This is a genomic window from Gordonia sp. NPDC058843 (assembly GCF_042743165.1).
Taxonomy (GTDB): domain Bacteria; phylum Actinomycetota; class Actinomycetes; order Mycobacteriales; family Mycobacteriaceae; genus Gordonia.
The window spans coordinates 1-15,711 of the sequence record NZ_JBHYNC010000035.1 but is presented as its reverse complement, the minus strand read 5'-3'; the positions used below and the strand labels follow the sequence as shown (position 1 = coordinate 15,711).

The window sequence follows — 15,711 nt, the reverse complement described above, 5'->3', positions numbered from 1 at the left end:
CTCCACTTAAAAATATTGGGCGTCATTTTTCGTAATCCTATACGTGACCCGCATTCTCTGTGCGCTCGGGTCAGACGAGCGGGTTGCTGCCGTTCGCCAGGACCCAGACCGCAACGGCCGCGGCCGCGCCGACGATGAGCCAGAGGAACGAGCCGACGAAAGGTCGTCGCGCCCACCCCCGGGGATAGTCGAGCGAGTACAGACCCGGGCCCGTCAGGATGACGACCGCCGCGGCCACCGCGAGGAAGAGTTCGAACTCGACGCCGCCGGCGGCGGCGAAGAACGAGAAGCCGTCCGCCATCGACATCTTGTATGCCGCGGCAACGAGCATCGTGCCGAGGATCGCCGACGCACCGATCGGCGTCAGCAGTCCGAGGATCACCATGAGCCCGCCGATCGTCTCGGCGAGTGCTCCGACGATCGCGAGGACCTGCGCGTAGTCGGCGGTGAACCCGGCGTCGACGAGCATCGACTCGAATCCGCTGAGGCGCGGACCGTTCCACAATCCGAAGAGCTTTTGTAACCCGTGGGCGCCGACCAGGCCGCCGAGTGCAATGCGCAGCACCAGCAGACCCAGGTCGATCGTGCCGCGGCGCGACTTCGCGAGCGCGTCCTGCAGATCGTCGTCGCCCGCCGCCGCCCCCTCAGGACGGGCGTCGGCGTCGTCGGCCCGTCGCCGTCCGAATCGGCGTCGGCCACGCGGCTCGTCGTCGAGTACCCCGGTGTCGGTCGAGACGTCGCGTGCCCGGGCGCGAGACGACACGTCATCGTCCTCGTCGAGGAAGTCGTAGCGCGCGGTGCCGACCGGTGGTAGGGCCGGTTCCGGGGTCGTGACGGCGTCGTCGGCGGGCTGCACCCGTTCGGCCGCGGGGTGTGTGGCGAACTGAACTGTCTCGAAGTCGTCGTCCGCGGGCGTTCCCGCCCCGCTGGTGCCCGCGGCGGGTGGTGGGGTCGTGGCGGGTGGTGGGGTCGTGGCGGTGGGTCGCGAGGTCGGCGGAGGACCCGCGGGGACCGAACGGGTCTCCACGTCGCCGGGATCGAGATCATCGAGATCGTCCACCCGCGAGTAGGGTGCCGGCGATCGCCGGGCATGCCGGTTGTAGAAGTCGTCGCGGTCGGTCACCGCGGGTGGCGTCGGAGGTCCCGGCTCGGGACGTACCGGCGCACCGGTTCCCCCGGCGCCGGGGACCGGTATCTGTCCGGTCGGTTCGTCGTACGGGCTCGTCGCCCCGTCCTGGGGTCGGGCGCCACCTCGGCCTGACTCGGCCGTGCCGCCCGGGTTGCCACTGCCCGTGTTGCCACTGCCCGGTGTGTCGCGCTCGCTGATGCCCGACGTGTCGCGTTCGCTCACCCGACCGACTCTAGAGGCTCTCGCTCAGCGGTCGCCGCACCCCGGCGGGGTGAGTCGGGGCACCACCACTCGGGGCACCACTACTGTGGACGCCATGTGGAAGGGGCGCCCGACGGGCATGCGCGATGATGCCGACCGGACGAGTTCAGCCGCGTCGGCGGATCGACGGGTATGGGTTCGGTGCCGCAGCCTGCTGACGGTGCTGATCGCGGTGGTCGTCCTGGTCGGCGGCTGCGCGGACTTCACCGCACAGGACAATCAGCGCGAGGCAGGTGCGTTCAGCCCCAACAACCGGCCGAGCGGCCAGCCCGAGCCGACACCTCCGCCGGAGACCCCGCGGGAGACGCAGCCGCCGCCGACCGGTCCATGCGTCGATCCCGACCCCGCGGTCATCGCCACGTGTCTCGCATCGACCGGCGGTGTGATGCCCGGCGACGAGCAGGGCGAGGTGACGGTCGTCGCAGAGCGCACGACCGGCAAGATCATCACCACCAAGCGCTACGGACCCGCCCGAACCCTCGGCGAGGCGCCGGTCGACGCGTCCGGCGACGGCGGTCTCATCGATTTCGCCTTCTCCCCCACCTATTCTCAGGACCGGCTGATCTACGCCTACATCACGACCCCGTCGGACAACCGCATCGTCCGCCTGGCCCCGGGAGACGTGCCCAAACCGATCCTGACCGGCATCCCCAAGGGGGCCACGGGGAACATGGGCTCGATGTTCTTCCGGTCTCCGACCGAACTCGTGGTCGCCACCGGCAACGCGGGCAATCCCGCGACCGCCGACGATCCGTCGTCCCTCGCCGGCAAGGTGTTGCTGGTGACGTCGTTCACCTCGGGTGCGAGCCCCCGGCCGGCTGTCCTCGCGTCCGGTTTCGGGTCCACGGTGTCGTTGTGCCCCAACGCTTCCACCGGGACCGTCTACGTAGCCGACCAAACGGCCACCGAGGATCGCGTGCAGGTGCTCGAAGAAGGTGGACCCAAGGTGCTGTGGACCTGGCCGGACCGGCCCCAGATCGCCGGCTGCGGTGTCGCCGGCGGCAACATCTTCGTCTCGACGACGCGCACCCAGCGCATCGAGGGCATCAACGAGCCGACGCGCGAGGAGCCGACGATCACCGCGCCGGCCGTCGTGCTGGACCGCCGCTACGGCGCACTCGGCCGGATGGCCGCCCTGCCCAACGGGTTGCTCCAGGTGGCGACGGTCAACAAGGAGGTGGGTTCGCCGAAGCCCACCGACGATCGCGTGTTCCGCTTCCTGCCCTCCGGCGGTGGCAACGACCGGACGTGACCCTTCGAGGCTCGCTTCGCTCGCACCTCAGGGAGCAGAGGGGAACCCGCACCCGCACCCCTGGGAGCAGAGGGGGCCCGCACCCGCGTAAGCCCGCCCCTCCGCTCCCTGAGGTGCGAGGAGCGCAAGCGACGAGCCACGAAGGGCTCAGGAGCAGGCGGCGATGACCAGTTCTTTTACGCGCGCCGGGTCTGCTTGTCCGCGAGTCGCTTTCATGACGTCACCCACGATCTTGCCGGCGGCCGCGACCTTCCCGCCGCGGATCTTCTCGGCGATGTCGGGGTTGGCGGCGAGTGCGTCGTCGACGGCCTTCTGCAGAGCGGAATCGTCGCGCACCACCTCGAGCCCGCGGTCGGCCACGATCTGTGCGGGCTCACCCTCGCCGTCGAGGACGGCGGTCGCGACCTGCTGTGCGAGTTTGGTGGTGAGCTTGCCCTCGTCGACCAGCCCGATGATCTGAGCGACCTGACCGGGCGTGATGGTCAGATCGGCGAGTTCGACCCCACGCGAGTTCGCCTGCTGTGCAAGGAAGGACACCCACCAGCCGCGCGCGGCCTCGGGTGATGCCCCGGCATCGACGGTGGCGATGATGAGATCGACGGCGCCGACGTTGACGAGGTCGCGCATGACCTCGTCCGACACTCCCCACTCTTCCTGGATGCGGGCGCGACGCAGCCACGGCAGCTCGGGCAGGGTCGCCCGGAGTTCCTCGATCCACGCCGAATCCGGCTGCACCGGCGGAAGATCCGGCTCCGGGAAGTAGCGATAGTCCTCGGCGGTCTCCTTGCGGCGACCGGCGGAGGTGGTGCCGTCGGTCTCGTGGAAGTGCCGTGTCTCCTGGACGATCTCGCCGCCGGCTTGCAGGATGGCGGCCTGGCGGCGCATCTCGTAGCGGACGGCAACCTCGACGCTCTTGAGCGAGTTGACGTTCTTGGTCTCGGTGCGCGTACCGAATTCGGTGGCGTCCGTGGTCTTCAGCGACAGGTTGACGTCGCAGCGCATCGACCCCTGGTCCATGCGCACGTCCGACACGTCCAGCGATTTGAGCAGATCACGCAGCGCCGACACGTAGGCTCTCGCCACCTCCGGCGCACGCTCGCCGGCACCTTCGATGGGCCGCGTCACGATCTCGACGAGCGGTACACCGGCGCGGTTGTAGTCGAGCAGCGAATGACTCGCACCGTGGATCCGTCCCGTGGAACCGCCGATGTGCAGCGACTTGCCGGTGTCCTCCTCCATGTGGGCGCGCTCGATCTCCACCCGCCAGGTGGTGCCGTCGCCGAGCACGACGTCGAGGAATCCGTCGTAGGCGATCGGCTCGTCGTACTGCGAGATCTGGTAGTTCTTCGGCTGATCCGGGTAGAAGTAGTTCTTCCGCGCGAAGACACTCGACGGCCGGATGGAGCAGTTGAGTGCGAGGCCGATCCGGATCGCGGACTCGATGGCCTTGGCGTTGGCGACCGGTAGCGAGCCCGGCAGGCCGATGCACACCGGGCACACCTGCGTGTTGGGGTCGGCACCGAACTCGGTGGGGCACCCGCAGAACATCTTGGTCGCGGTGCCCAGCTCGACGTGCACCTCGAGACCCATCACCGGATCGAAAGCGGCGAGGACCTCGTCGTAGTCCAACAGGTCGACGGCTGCGGAAGTCATGGCAGTCAGTTTATGCGCCGATATCCCAGGGGCACGTTCAGGGTGATCACCGATGCCGGCGACCGGCGTCCGTCCGTAGCGTCGAAGACATACCGACGAACGGCGTCGGATCCCACGCCCCGAGGAGGACGAGAGATGACCACCCCACAACCTGCCGGCAGCGGCCCCCGCCTGATGCGTTCGCGCACGAACTCCTGGCTGGGCGGCGTCTGCGGAGGGATCGCGCAACGCTGGGGGTGGGATCCGACGCTCATCCGCGTCCTGTTCGTCCTGTCGATCCTGTTTCCCGGCCCCCAGGTGCTGCTCTACCTGGCGCTCTGGATCGTCATCCCGCGCGAACCGGCAGCGTCGGCGGTGCCGCCGGTCGTCTGACGCACGTCCGGCGATCTCACCCGAAGATGACCCGGATCTCCTTGTACTGGTCCAGCGGCACCGTCTTCAGCTCGCCGAGCGCCTCGTCGAAGGTGATGCGTGCGATCTCGGTGCCGTGCAGTGCGACCATCTGCCCCCAGCCCTTCTCGGCGACGAGGTCGGCGGTTGCCATCCCCAACCGCGTCGCGAGGACCCGGTCGTACGCCGACGGCACCCCGCCGCGCTGGATGTATCCCAGGATGGTCGCCCGCGTCTCGATACCCGTCCGCTCTTCGATGAGCGGTGCGAGCATCTCACCCACGCCACCGAGCCGGGGTCGGTTGAACCCGTCGAGGCCCTTGGTGGAATGGGCTTCCTTCATCTCCGGGAGTGTGAATCCTTCGGCGACGACGACCATCGGGGAACGTCCACGCGCCTTGACGCTGGTCACCCACGCACAGATCTGGTCGAGGCTCTCGGGATTCTCCGGGATCAGGATGACGTGCGCGCCGCCCGCGATCCCGGAGTGCAGGGCGATCCAGCCCGCATGCCGACCCATCACCTCGAGCACCATGCACCGCTTGTGCGAGTTGCCGGTGGTCCGCAACCTGTCGATTGCCTCGGTCGCGATCTCGACGGCGGTGTTGAACCCGAAGGTGTAGTCCGTCGCGGCGATGTCGTTGTCGATGGTCTTGGGAACCCCGACGATGTTGATGCCGTCGTCGAACAGTCTCTTCGACGCCGCCGCGGTCCCCTCGCCGCCGATCGCGATCACACCGTCGATCTCGAGGTTCTTCAGCACCTTCTTGATGTTCTCGGGGCCGCCGTCTGGTTCGGAGTAGGGACCGAACCGACTCGTGCCCAGGATGGTGCCGCCCTGGTTGGACAGGCCGCGGACCGTCGACCGATTCAGTTCGACGATGTCGCCGTAGACGAGGCCGGCCCAGCCGTCCCGGAAGCCGACGTACTCATGGCCGTACACGGTCTCACCCTTGAGTACTGCGCCGCGGATCACCGCGTTCAGTCCGGGGCAGTCGCCCCCGGACGTCAGAATGCCGAACCTCTTGGCCATCTGGTGAGACCACCCTCCCTGTCGTCATCCGTCGAAACGGCCGTCACGAGCACAGCGCCGGCCGGCCGGCGCCGAGTACACGGCACGAACATCCCCAATCTAGTGCCCATGCAGGCCGGGCGCTGGCCGCGAAATCACTTGACGCCGTTCTCGTAGGCGAACACGACGGCCTGAGCTCGGTCCCGGAGTCGTAGTTTGTTCAGGAGACTGCTCACATGCGTCTTCACCGTCTGCTCGGTGACGAACAGATCGGCGCCGATCTCGGCGTTGGACTTGCCGTCGGCCACCAGGTCGAGCACCTCGCGCTCTCTCGGGGTGAGCGTGTCGAGCTTCTCGTCCCGCGACGGTCGACGGCGTCTGGCCGTGACCTCGGTGATCAACCGCCGTGTGATCGAGGGCGCGAGCAACGCCTCTCCCGCGGCCACCACGCGGACCGCACGCACCAGTTCGTCGGCCGGCGCATCCTTGAGCAGGAAGCCCGAGGCACCTATCCGCAGGGCCTCGTACACGTAGTCGTCGATGTCGAAGGTCGTGAGCATGAGCACACGAGTGGGCGGTTCGACGGACGACGCGAGGATCTGTTCGGCCGCCCACAGGCCGTCCTTCCGCGGCATCCGTACATCCATCAGGACGACGTCGGGACGCACGCGACGACATACCTCGACGGCCTCGACACCGTCGGCGGCGTCGCCGAGGACCGACAGATCGGGCTGTGCGGCGAGCAGAGCCGAGAAACCCTGACGGACCATGGCCTGGTCATCTGCGATGACTACGGTGATCGGCACGCCGCCACGCTACCGTCGTCGCGACGGCGGCTCACCGGAACCCGACGAGGTCTCGATCGTCTCGGGCACCACGACCTCACGCCTCGGCGCCGCCGGGATACGGGCCCGCACCGCGAATCCACCGGCCGGGGTCGGTGCGGCGACCAGCGAACCGCCCACTGCCTGAGCACGATCGACCATCCCCGGGATGCCGACACCGCTCCCGCCGATCTGCAACGGCTCGGCGGTCGCTGCCGTGTTGACGACGGCGACCTCGACGAGGTCCCCCTCCCCACGCGACACCTCGACGTCCACCCGCCCGCCGGGGGCGTGTCGCGTGGCATTGGCCAGTGACTCCTGCACGATCCGATAGATCACCAGAGCCGCCGATTCGCCGACGTCGTCCGCGTCGACCGTCAAGGCCAGCAGGACCTCCGCGCCGGCCCTGCGCGTTTCGGTGATCAACGAATCGAGTTCGGCCAGGCCGGGATTCGGCGCCGCCGAGGCGTCCGACCCCTCGATCCGCAACACCCCGAGCAACTGCCGGACCTCGTCGAGGGAAGTACGTGCCGCATCAGCGATCGCGTCGAATTCCGCTGCGGCCGAGGGGCTCACATCCGGCAGTCGATACCGGGCGGTCTGCGACATCACCACGACCATCGACATCCGGTGGGCGACCACGTCATGCAGATCCCGGGCGATCCGCGCCCGCTCCTGGAGCACGGCCGCCTCGGCCTCGGCTGCTTCGGTCTGCTCGGTACGTGCCGCCAGCTGCCGGCGCGAGGCCATCAGTCCCCGCAGGAGCGCGACGACGACTGCCAGTACGGAGATCCCGAAGACCCATCCCACACGCGCCGCCGGTTGCACGGCGAACGCCATGACGATCGAGGTCGAGATCCAGACCACCGGAATCCACCGCAGCGGACATCTGAGGAAGGCCATGAAGGTGAGGACCAATATCTCGATGAGATGAGTGACCTGGATGGTCAGTTCCCATGTACCCCGAACCGGGACGACGATGCCGATCAGTTGGGCGGAGACCACCGAGATCGCCCACCCCAGCAGCGGGGCCGACCATGCGAGGGCGATCGGCAGCGCCGCGAAGGCGGCGACCACGGGCAGCACGAACACCGGCATGGAGTGGGTGATGGGCAGCGTCGGCCAGGCAATCGAGTACATGACCAGCGCCACGAACAGGAACAACCAGTTGATCCGCGACGAGAAGTAGTGCCGCACCGCGGGATCCTGGGCCACCGGTGCGGTCGACGCCCATTCGAGTGAGGACGCCCCCACCGCGCGGAGCTTCTTGCGGTATCCGAACATGCCCTCACCCTAGGCGCGCCGACCACTCGGAGACCTCATACTTTCGAGGGAGACGATGCGATACCGGCGTACGGGTCCGACGCCGGCACACCGGCCTGGAGACGACCGGGGACGGTCCCGCGGAGCGATGTGCCGCGCGGGTCCGACCTCATAGCGTCGATGACCATGACCGGATCACACGCAACCCGAAAACATCATTCGGACAACGTCTTCCATGAGTACCGAGACTCCGCCGCGACCAAACTCCGACGACGTTCGCGATGGTGGGCCGCAGCAATCACCCTCGCCGTGCTCCTGACCGGACAGTGGATCTCGACCGCGCACGCTGTCGCGGGTCCGCTCCTGACGGTGACGAGCACGACGGTGAAAGCACCACCAGACGATGCGCACAATCCCTACGCGGCCGCTGTTGTCGCACTCGCGGGGCCTCACCCGGCCACCGCGCTGGCCTCTCTCCCTCCGTCCTTCATCGAGCAGGGCTACGCCCCGCGGATCGTCGACGGCTTCCCGGTCGACCCGGACGGGGACTGCTCGTCGCCGGTCCCCTTGCCGGAGCACTTCACACCCCTGTGCCGCACCCATGATCTCGGCTACGACCTGTTGCGGGCGGCGCAGCGAGCCGGCGCACCGCTCGGTGCGTGGGCCCGGATCGCACTGGACCGCATGCTCATCGAGCGGATGTATGCATCTTGTCGGACGCCCGCCTGCACGACCGCGGCCCACGGCGCCCGGATCGGGCTGGCGTGGAACACCTGGCGCCAGTACGGCGGCCCCCCGGCCGGAGGCGAGTCGCTGTCGGCCCTGGTGCACACGACCTTCGAACGGGCCCTGGTCGATCCCGGTCGGGACGAGGTGCGGCGATGATCGCGGCAATGGGGTCGTACCGAGACGCGCGGTGGCTGCGCGACAGCGCTTTCGGTTCGTGGCCGCACCCGGCCATCAGCATCGCGGTGACCCTCGGTTACCTCACCGCGCTCTACCCGGGCACGCTGCCGCGCGACGCGACGACGACGGCGATCCTCACCACTGCGCTCAGTGCGCTCGGGGCGGTCACCGGGATGATGCTCGCGCACCGCAGCAGGCGGCGGACTGACGAACAGGCGCGGCGGATCGTCTTCGGCTCATGTCTGGTGATGCTCGGCGGCGCGGTCGGCGTGGCGGTCTGGTGGCAGAACCTGATTCGGGCCGCTGTCGATGCCGCACCCGTGGGGTTCGGCTGGTGCGCTGCGGCGACCCTCGCGCCCGCCGTTGTCGTGTCGGCGATCGTGGCCGCCCCGCGGATGGCTGCGGTGACCGCGGCCGGTGCCCTTGCTCTCACGGCCGGACTGTTGGCACCCGCCGACGCCGTGGCAGACGAACAACGGTCTGCGGTCTCGTCGTCGACTCGGCACGATCCGGGCGTCTTGCTGCGCGGCGACCTGGGTGACCGCGGGTTCGACCGTGCCGCAGTAGAACTGGTGCAGAAGTGGACAGAGTCGGAAGGACTCTCGGCGCACGCGGTCGTGGTCGCGGTGCCGACCGGATCGGGTTGGGTGGACCCGACAGCTGTCGACGGTTTCGTGGGTCGTTTTGCCGGCGACGTCCGGATTCTCGCACTCCCCTACGCCGATGTGCCGTCGTGGCAGGCCTTCGTGTCCGACCGGTCCAGGGCGGCGGAGTCGGCGATCGCCGTGGTGTCGGCGCTGGCGACCACTCTCGACGAGGTCCCCGAGCACGAACGTCCGCGGCTGATTCTCCACGGGCAGAGCCTCGGTGCCGTAGGAGCCGACGCCGCCCGGGTGTGGCTCGAGAACGAGCATTCGACGCTGCTCGACGAGACCGTACTGGTCGCCCCACCGGCGGGCACGGTCGCTCCGGCCTCGCGCACCGCACGTGCGGTCCTCGCCAATTCCAGCGATCCCGTCGTGCGGTGGTCGGTCTCCGAGCTGTGGCGCCCGCACCGCGCGGCCGAGGACACCCACACCCGCGGTCCGCGGGTGCCGGACGCACCCTGGCTACCCGTGGTCAGCTTCGTCCAGACCAGCATCGACCTGCTCGGCGCACTCGACGGGGCGTCCGGGATCGGCCATCGGTACGGGTCGGACCAGGCCGCCCCGCCGCCGCCGTTGCGGAACTGAGAATCCGCCGCGACGGCGCGCACCGGCGGCCGGCGCGAGGACCGTCAGACGATCGGGCCCCGTGCCGCTTCGTAGGACGCGCCCACATGGTAGAGACGGTCGTCGGCGAGGGCCGGAGCCATGATCTGCAACCCGACGGGCATCCCGTCGTCGACCGACAGTCCCGACGGCACCGACATCGACCCGATCCCGGCGAGGTTCACCGGCAGCGTGCACAGGTCGAACAGGTACATCGCGAGCGGGTCGTCGACCTTCTCCCCGATCGGGAACGCCGTGGTCGGAGTGGTCGGCGAGATCAGCACGTCCACCTTCTCGAAGGCGGTGGCGAAGTCACGGGAGATCAGGGTACGGACCTTCTGCGCCTGACCGTAGTAGGCGTCGTAATAGCCCGACGACAAGGCGTAGGTGCCGATCATGATGCGGCGCTTGACTTCTGGACCGAAGCCCTGCTCGCGGCTCAGCGCCATGACCTCGTCGGCCGAGTGTGAGCCGTCGTCGCCGACCCGCAGCCCGTAGCGCATCGCGTCGAAACGCGCGAGGTTCGAGGAGACCTCCGACGGGAGGATCAGGTAGTACGCGCCGAGTGCGTAGGTGAAGTGCGGACAGCTGACCTCGACCACCTCGGCGCCACGCTCCTCGAGAAGCCTGACGGCCTGGCGGAAGGAGTCGAGCACGCCGGACTGGTAGCCCTCACCCTGCAACTCGGTGACGACACCGATCTTGACGCCCGTGAGATCCTGCTCGGCGCCTTCGCGAGCAGCCGAGACCACGTCGGGCACCGGCACATTGATCGAGGTGGAGTCCCGCGGATCGTGCCCGGCGATGACCTCGTGGAGCATCGCGGTGTCCAGGACCGTGCGGCCACACGGGCCACCCTGGTCGAGCGACGAGGCACACGCCACGAGTCCGTAGCGCGAGACCGTGCCGTAGGTGGGCTTGACGCCGACGGTCGCGGTGACCGCGGCCGGCTGGCGGATCGAGCCACCGGTGTCGGTGCCGATCGCCAGCGGAGCCTCGTACGACGCCAGTGCCGCGGCGCTGCCACCGCCCGAGCCACCCGGGATCTTGGTGGGGTCCCACGGGTTCCGGGTGAGTTGGTAGGCGGAGTTCTCGGTCGAGCTGCCCATGGCGAACTCGTCCATGTTGGTCTTGCCCAGGATCGGGATGCCCGCGGCGCGAAGGCGTTCGGTGACCGTGGCGTCGTAGGGCGGAACCCAACCCTCGAGAATCTTGGAGCCGCACGTGGTGGGCGCGTCGGTGGTGGTGAAAACGTCCTTGAGTGCGATCGGCACACCGGCAAGCGACGACACGGCGTCGCCCGAGGCGATCGCATCGTCGGCGGCCTTGGCGGCGACGAGCGCTTCGGCGCCGCTGACGTGCAGGAAGGCACCGAGCTCGCCGTCGACCTCGGCGATGCGGTCGAGGTGGGCCTGGGTGACCTCCACCGAGCTGACCTCGCGGGTGGCGATCTTGGTGGCGAGTTCGGCGGCGGACAGACCGATCAGGTCACCGGCGGGACGAGGAGCTGCGAAGTGCGACTCGGGGCTCACTGCTCTTCTCCCAGGATCTGCGGAACGGCAAAACGGTCCTGCTCGACGGCCGGCGCGCCGGACAGCGCGGCGTCGGTCGTCAGCCCGGGCACGACGACATCGGGACGCAGCACGTTCGCGAGTTCGGCCGGGTGGGCCGTGCCGGGCACGTCGTCGGCGGCCACCTCCGACACCGACGCGACATGGGTCAGAATCGAGTCCAGCTGCTCGGCGTAGACATCGAGTTCGTCCTCGCTCAGCGCCAGTCGCGACAATCGCGCCAGATGCGCGACCTCGTCCCGCGAAATGGACTTCGGTTCGCCAGCCACCGCAGGGTCCTTCCTTCACATCACTGTTCGTCAGGTGTCGTCTTTGTGCGCCCTCATCGCGTGAGCGCAACGTCTCCAGACTATGGGAACCCGCGACGGCGACTCACCCCAGCCACCTGTTGGGGCCTGTGCGCTGCGCGCGGCCCGTCTGCGGGTGCGAGAATGTCGCACGTGTCCTACCTGTTGCGGGTCTACCTCGAAGACCGGCCGGGCAGCCTCGGCGTGCTCGCCGTGCAGCTCGGCTCGGTCGGTGCAGACATCCTGTCCCTCGAGGTCGTCGAACGCGGCAACGGTTACGCCGTGGACGACCTCGTCGTCGAGGTGGCACCCGGTGCACTGCCCGACAGCCTGATCACCGCGGCCGAGAAGGTCAACGGCGTCCGCGTCGATTCGATCCGCCCCTACTCCGGCGTCCTCGACACCCACCGCGAACTCGAGCTGATCGACCAGGTGGCCACCGCTGGTCGTGATCGACTACAGGTCCTCGTGGACAACGCACCCCGGGTGCTGCGCGTCTCGTGGGCGATGGTGATCACCCCCGCCAGTGGTGGCGTGCTGCAACTCTTCGGCTCGTCCGGCGCCCCGGAAACACCGTTGACCAGGGCCGACTGGCTCCCGTTGGACAGGGCCACCGCGCTCGACGCCGAAGGCGACTGGGTGCCGGCCGCGTGGCAGGACATGGACACCCGCCTCGCGGCAGCCCCGCTGGGGTCGGAGTCGAAGGCGATTCTCCTCGGCCGCATCGGCGGGCCGGACTTCCGTCCGTCGGAGGTCGCCAGGCTCGGCTACCTCGCCGGGATCGTCAGTACCGTGCTGCGCTCGGAGACTTAGCCACCCACCGCGCCGCGGGCAGGCATCATGGGTTGATGACGTCCATCACGTTGGTACAGGGCGACATCACGACGCAGTCGGTCGACGCGATCGTCAATGCCGCCAATTCCACCTTGCTCGGCGGCGGCGGCGTCGACGGGGCAGTCCACCGGCGCGGCGGGCCGGTGATCCTCGCCGAGTGCAAGGAGTTGCGCGCGGGTGCCTACCGGCGCGGGCTGCCGGTCGGCGAGGCGGTGGCCACCACCGCCGGAGACATGGACGCGCGCTGGGTCATCCACACCGTCGGACCGGTTCACTCCTACGACGAGGACCGATCGTCACTCCTCATTTCGTGCTACCGCGAATCACTGCGTGTTGCAACCGAACTCGGTGCCACCACGATCGCATTCCCGGCGATCTCGACCGGCGTCTACGGCTGGCCGATGGACGACGGCGCTCGCAAGGCGGTCGACACGGTGCGCGCGACGCTGCCGGACACGTCGATCGAGGAGGTCCGGTTCGTACTCTTCGACCAGCGCGCCTACCGCGCGTTCGAGGCCGTTCTGGGCTGATCGGTCACTCCGGACTGCCGGTCTCCAGCAGCCTCTTGAACGCATCCTCGTCGAGCACCGGCACGCCGAGTTGCTCGGCCTTGTCAGCCTTGGTGCCCGGGGACTCCCCCACCACCACGTAATCGGTCTTTTTGGAGACTGACCCCGACGCCTTGCCGCCGCGCTGCAGGATCGCCTCCTTGGCTCCGTCGCGAGAGAAGTCGACCAGCGACCCCGTCACCACGATCGTCTTGCCCTCGAGCGTGCGGACGATGGATTCGTCGCGCTCATCTTCCATGGAAACGCCTGCAGCACGCCACTTCTTGATGATGTCGCGATGCCAGTCGACGGTGAACCAGTCGTGGATCGACTGGGCGAGCGTCGTCCCCAGACCTTCGACTCCTGCCAATTGCTCGACGTCGGCGGCCTCGATCGCCTCCAGGGAACCGAATTCGGTGGCCAGGGCGCGAGCCGCGGTGGGGCCGACGTGTCGGATCGACAGTCCGACCAGCACGCGCCACAGCGCCACATTCTTGGCGTTGTCGAGGTTCGCCAGCAGGCGTTTGCCGTTGGCCGAGAGAGCACCCGCCTTGGTGGTGAACAGGTCGGTGTGGACCAGATCGTCGGCGGTCAGCGAGAACAGATCGCCCTCGTTGGTGAGCACGCCTGCGGACAGGAGCGCTGTCGCCGCCTCGTAGCCCAGCGCCTCGATGTCGAAGGAACCGCGGCCGGCGAGGTGAAAGAGCCGCTCCCGCAACTGAGCCGGGCAACTCTCTTGATTCGGGCACCGGACGTCGACGTCGGATTCTTTCTCGGGGCGCAGTGGCGTCTGACATTCCGGGCACCGTTCGGGCATCTCGAACTCGACCTCGGTGCCGTCGCGTAGGTCGACGACCGGCCCGAGGACCTCGGGGATCACGTCGCCGGCTTTCCGGATCGTGACGGTGTCGCCGATCAACACGCCTTTGCGCTTGACCTCGGAGCCGTTGTGCAGCGTCGCGCGCGAGACCGTGGACCCGGCGACGAGCACCGGCTCGAGGACCGCGAACGGCGTGACGCGGCCGGTGCGCCCGACGCCGACCTGGATGTTCTGCAGCTTGGTGGTCGCTTCCTCGGGCGGATACTTGTAGGCGATCGCCCACCGTGGCGCCCGCGAGGTCGAACCGAGGCGTCGCTGCACGGTGACGTCGTCGACCTTGACGACGATGCCGTCGATCTCGTGCTCGACGTCGTGCCGGTGTTCGCCCCAGTAGGTGATCTTGTCGATGATCTCCTCCGCGCCGGAGACCTTGGTGGTGTGCGTCGACACCGGCAGGCCCCAGGCGCCGAGCGCCAGATAGGCGTCGTGCAGGGACGCCGGCCGCCACCCCTCGGTGTGCCCGATGCCGTGGCAGATCATCCGTAGTTTGCGACGGGCGGTGACCTGTGGGTTCTTCTGCCGCAGCGACCCGGCCGCCGAGTTGCGGGGGTTGGCGAACGGCGGTTTGCCCTCCGCCACGAGTGAGGCATTCAGCGCCTCGAAGTCCTCCACCCGGAAGAACACCTCGCCACGCACCTCGAGGACTTCGGGGATCGGGTAGTCCGCGGACTCGGTCAGGCGCATCGGGATGTCGTCGATGGTGCGCGCGTTCAGCGACACGTCCTCACCAGTGCGGCCGTCGCCGCGGGTGACGCCCCGCTCGAGGACCCCGTTCCGGTACACCAACGCAAGGGCCACACCGTCGATCTTCAGTTCGCAGAGAAAGTCCGCACGGGTACCGGCGTCGGCGAACACGCGGTCGACCCAAGTACGCATCTCGTCGTGGTCGAAGACGTTGTCCAGAGACATCATTCGCTCGAGATGGTCCACCGGCGAGAAGGCTGTGGAGAAGCCGCCGCCGACGAGCTTGGTGGGTGAGTCCGCAGCCGCGAGTTCCGGATGCGCGTCTTCGAGCGCCTGCAGACGACGCAGGAGCAGATCGAACTCGCCGTCGGTGATGACGGGCGCGTCCTTCACGTAGTAGCGGAACTGGTGCTCACGGATCTCCTCGGCGAGTGCGGTCCACTCCTCGCGTAGGTCCGCCGCCGGCCCCGACTGTTCGGTGACCGGCTGACCCGACTCCGTTGTATCTGCCACGTTCCGAGGGTATCGGAGCGGTCGGACATCTCCTCCTCTTCGTGGCAGTGGAGCATACGGTCGTTGTTCATCTGACGTATGGGCTGCCTGGAGGCTGACTGTGGCGGAATGGCTACACCCGTCGACCTCAGTCCGCCGAGCACCAAGGGCCCACCGGGATCCGGTGGCGAAAGTATCTGCGATGTGTCGCCTTTCGCTACAGAGTCCCGGTGGGGTGAGTCTGCTGTCACGCTGTGGAGTTGTCAAAGTTCGCGTGGCATCGGAGTCGACGCCGAAGGGTCTGGTGGGCGGGCGCGCGGTTAGACGAGGGCGTCGTCGAGTCGCATGGTGCGCCGGTTGTAAGCCGGCCGCGGCAGACGTCGCGCGTCGACGTCTACCGGTGGGATCAGCCACGGATGACGGTCAGGACCCATCACCACCTCCCACCCGTGATGGTGCACCTGGGTGTGACCGC

Annotated in this window: 14 protein-coding genes and 1 pseudogene; 6 read left to right on the top strand and 9 right to left on the bottom strand. The window is 68.4% G+C overall.

The window, feature by feature from the left end; translation table 11 throughout:
- Window positions 1-70: 70 nt before the first annotated feature.
- Window positions 71-1,351, bottom strand: coding sequence for a DoxX family protein (locus ACFW3F_RS19475; protein WP_388060277.1), 1,281 nt, complete (start codon window positions 1,349-1,351; stop codon window positions 71-73).
- Between the two features lie 94 nt (window positions 1,352-1,445).
- Here ACFW3F_RS19475 and ACFW3F_RS19470 point away from each other — a divergent pair, with 94 nt between their 5' ends.
- On the top strand, window positions 1,446-2,642 hold the full coding sequence (locus ACFW3F_RS19470; RefSeq protein WP_388060275.1) for a PQQ-dependent sugar dehydrogenase: 1,197 nt from the start codon (window positions 1,446-1,448) through the stop codon (window positions 2,640-2,642).
- Window positions 2,643-2,789: 147 nt separating this feature from the next.
- On the opposite strand, the gene gatB is transcribed toward ACFW3F_RS19470, so the two are convergent.
- Window positions 2,790-4,295 carry an Asp-tRNA(Asn)/Glu-tRNA(Gln) amidotransferase subunit GatB gene (gene gatB / locus ACFW3F_RS19465; protein ID WP_388060273.1) on the bottom strand — a complete coding sequence of 502 codons (1,506 nt, stop codon included), beginning with the start codon at window positions 4,293-4,295 and terminating at the stop codon, window positions 2,790-2,792.
- Between the two features lie 135 nt (window positions 4,296-4,430).
- Here gatB and ACFW3F_RS19460 point away from each other — a divergent pair, with 135 nt between their 5' ends.
- A complete protein-coding gene (locus ACFW3F_RS19460) occupies window positions 4,431-4,667 on the top strand; it encodes a PspC domain-containing protein (protein ID WP_388060271.1) in 237 nt (78 codons plus the stop codon).
- Between the two features lie 16 nt (window positions 4,668-4,683).
- Here the strand turns inward: ACFW3F_RS19460 and ACFW3F_RS19455 are convergent, their stop codons facing one another.
- The 3 genes from ACFW3F_RS19455 to ACFW3F_RS19445 all read right to left on the bottom strand — a co-directional run bounded on the left by ACFW3F_RS19455 (window position 4,684) and on the right by ACFW3F_RS19445 (window position 7,805).
- A complete protein-coding gene (locus ACFW3F_RS19455) occupies window positions 4,684-5,718 on the bottom strand; it encodes a 6-phosphofructokinase (RefSeq protein ID WP_388060270.1) in 1,035 nt (344 codons plus the stop codon).
- A 134-nt stretch (window positions 5,719-5,852) separates the two neighbouring features.
- Window positions 5,853-6,503 (bottom strand): response regulator, encoded by a 651-nt coding sequence (locus ACFW3F_RS19450; protein ID WP_388060268.1) that lies wholly within the window; start codon window positions 6,501-6,503, stop codon window positions 5,853-5,855.
- A gap of 9 nt (window positions 6,504-6,512) precedes the next feature.
- Window positions 6,513-7,805 (bottom strand): sensor histidine kinase, encoded by a 1,293-nt coding sequence (locus tag ACFW3F_RS19445; protein ID WP_388060266.1) that lies wholly within the window; start codon window positions 7,803-7,805, stop codon window positions 6,513-6,515.
- Between the two features lie 165 nt (window positions 7,806-7,970).
- Here ACFW3F_RS19445 and ACFW3F_RS19440 point away from each other — a divergent pair, with 165 nt between their 5' ends.
- Together ACFW3F_RS19440 and ACFW3F_RS19435 are read left to right on the top strand one after the other, a co-directional pair.
- Window positions 7,971-8,669, top strand: a complete 699-nt coding sequence (locus ACFW3F_RS19440) for a hypothetical protein (protein ID WP_388060264.1) — start codon at window positions 7,971-7,973, stop codon at window positions 8,667-8,669.
- Between the two features lie 8 nt (window positions 8,670-8,677).
- Window positions 8,678-9,922: an alpha/beta-hydrolase family protein gene (locus ACFW3F_RS19435; protein ID WP_388060334.1), complete on the top strand. Its 1,245-nt coding sequence runs from the start codon at window positions 8,678-8,680 to the stop codon at window positions 9,920-9,922.
- Between the two features lie 44 nt (window positions 9,923-9,966).
- On the opposite strand, the gene gatA is transcribed toward ACFW3F_RS19435, so the two are convergent.
- Window positions 9,967-11,472: an Asp-tRNA(Asn)/Glu-tRNA(Gln) amidotransferase subunit GatA gene (gene gatA / locus ACFW3F_RS19430; RefSeq protein ID WP_388060262.1), complete on the bottom strand. Its 1,506-nt coding sequence runs from the start codon at window positions 11,470-11,472 to the stop codon at window positions 9,967-9,969.
- Window positions 11,469-11,780 (bottom strand): Asp-tRNA(Asn)/Glu-tRNA(Gln) amidotransferase subunit GatC, encoded by a 312-nt coding sequence (gene gatC / locus ACFW3F_RS19425; RefSeq protein ID WP_010841341.1) that lies wholly within the window; start codon window positions 11,778-11,780, stop codon window positions 11,469-11,471. The genes gatA and gatC overlap by 4 nt, the downstream gene beginning before the upstream one ends.
- Window positions 11,781-11,942: 162 nt before the next feature.
- Here gatC and ACFW3F_RS19420 point away from each other — a divergent pair, with 162 nt between their 5' ends.
- Together ACFW3F_RS19420 and ACFW3F_RS19415 are read left to right on the top strand one after the other, a co-directional pair.
- On the top strand, window positions 11,943-12,611 hold the full coding sequence (locus ACFW3F_RS19420) for an amino acid-binding protein (protein ID WP_388060260.1): 669 nt from the start codon (window positions 11,943-11,945) through the stop codon (window positions 12,609-12,611).
- Window positions 12,612-12,646: 35 nt separating this feature from the next.
- On the top strand, window positions 12,647-13,162 hold the full coding sequence (locus ACFW3F_RS19415) for an O-acetyl-ADP-ribose deacetylase (RefSeq protein WP_388060258.1): 516 nt from the start codon (window positions 12,647-12,649) through the stop codon (window positions 13,160-13,162).
- A gap of 4 nt (window positions 13,163-13,166) precedes the next feature.
- Here the strand turns inward: ACFW3F_RS19415 and ligA are convergent, their stop codons facing one another.
- Both ligA and ACFW3F_RS19405 read right to left on the bottom strand, forming a co-directional pair.
- A complete protein-coding gene (gene ligA, locus ACFW3F_RS19410) occupies window positions 13,167-15,257 on the bottom strand; it encodes an NAD-dependent DNA ligase LigA (RefSeq protein WP_388060256.1) in 2,091 nt (696 codons plus the stop codon).
- A 299-nt stretch (window positions 15,258-15,556) separates the two neighbouring features.
- Window positions 15,557-15,711, bottom strand: a pseudogene (locus ACFW3F_RS19405) (HNH endonuclease); the annotation flags it as partial.

Coding starts and splice junctions, on each gene's coding strand:
- ACFW3F_RS19470 (WP_388060275.1), top strand. CDS start 1,446: ATGTGGAAGGGGCGCCCGACGGGCATGCGCGATGATGCCGACCGGACG.
- gatB (WP_388060273.1), bottom strand. CDS start 4,295: ATGACTTCCGCAGCCGTCGACCTGTTGGACTACGACGAGGTCCTCGCC.
- ACFW3F_RS19460 (WP_388060271.1), top strand. CDS start 4,431: ATGACCACCCCACAACCTGCCGGCAGCGGCCCCCGCCTGATGCGTTCG.
- ACFW3F_RS19455 (WP_388060270.1), bottom strand. CDS start 5,718: ATGGCCAAGAGGTTCGGCATTCTGACGTCCGGGGGCGACTGCCCCGGA.
- ACFW3F_RS19445 (WP_388060266.1), bottom strand. CDS start 7,805: ATGTTCGGATACCGCAAGAAGCTCCGCGCGGTGGGGGCGTCCTCACTC.
- ACFW3F_RS19440 (WP_388060264.1), top strand. CDS start 7,971: ATGACCGGATCACACGCAACCCGAAAACATCATTCGGACAACGTCTTC.
- ACFW3F_RS19435 (WP_388060334.1), top strand. CDS start 8,678: ATGGGGTCGTACCGAGACGCGCGGTGGCTGCGCGACAGCGCTTTCGGT.
- ACFW3F_RS19420 (WP_388060260.1), top strand. CDS start 11,943: ATGTCGCACGTGTCCTACCTGTTGCGGGTCTACCTCGAAGACCGGCCG.
- ACFW3F_RS19415 (WP_388060258.1), top strand. CDS start 12,647: ATGACGTCCATCACGTTGGTACAGGGCGACATCACGACGCAGTCGGTC.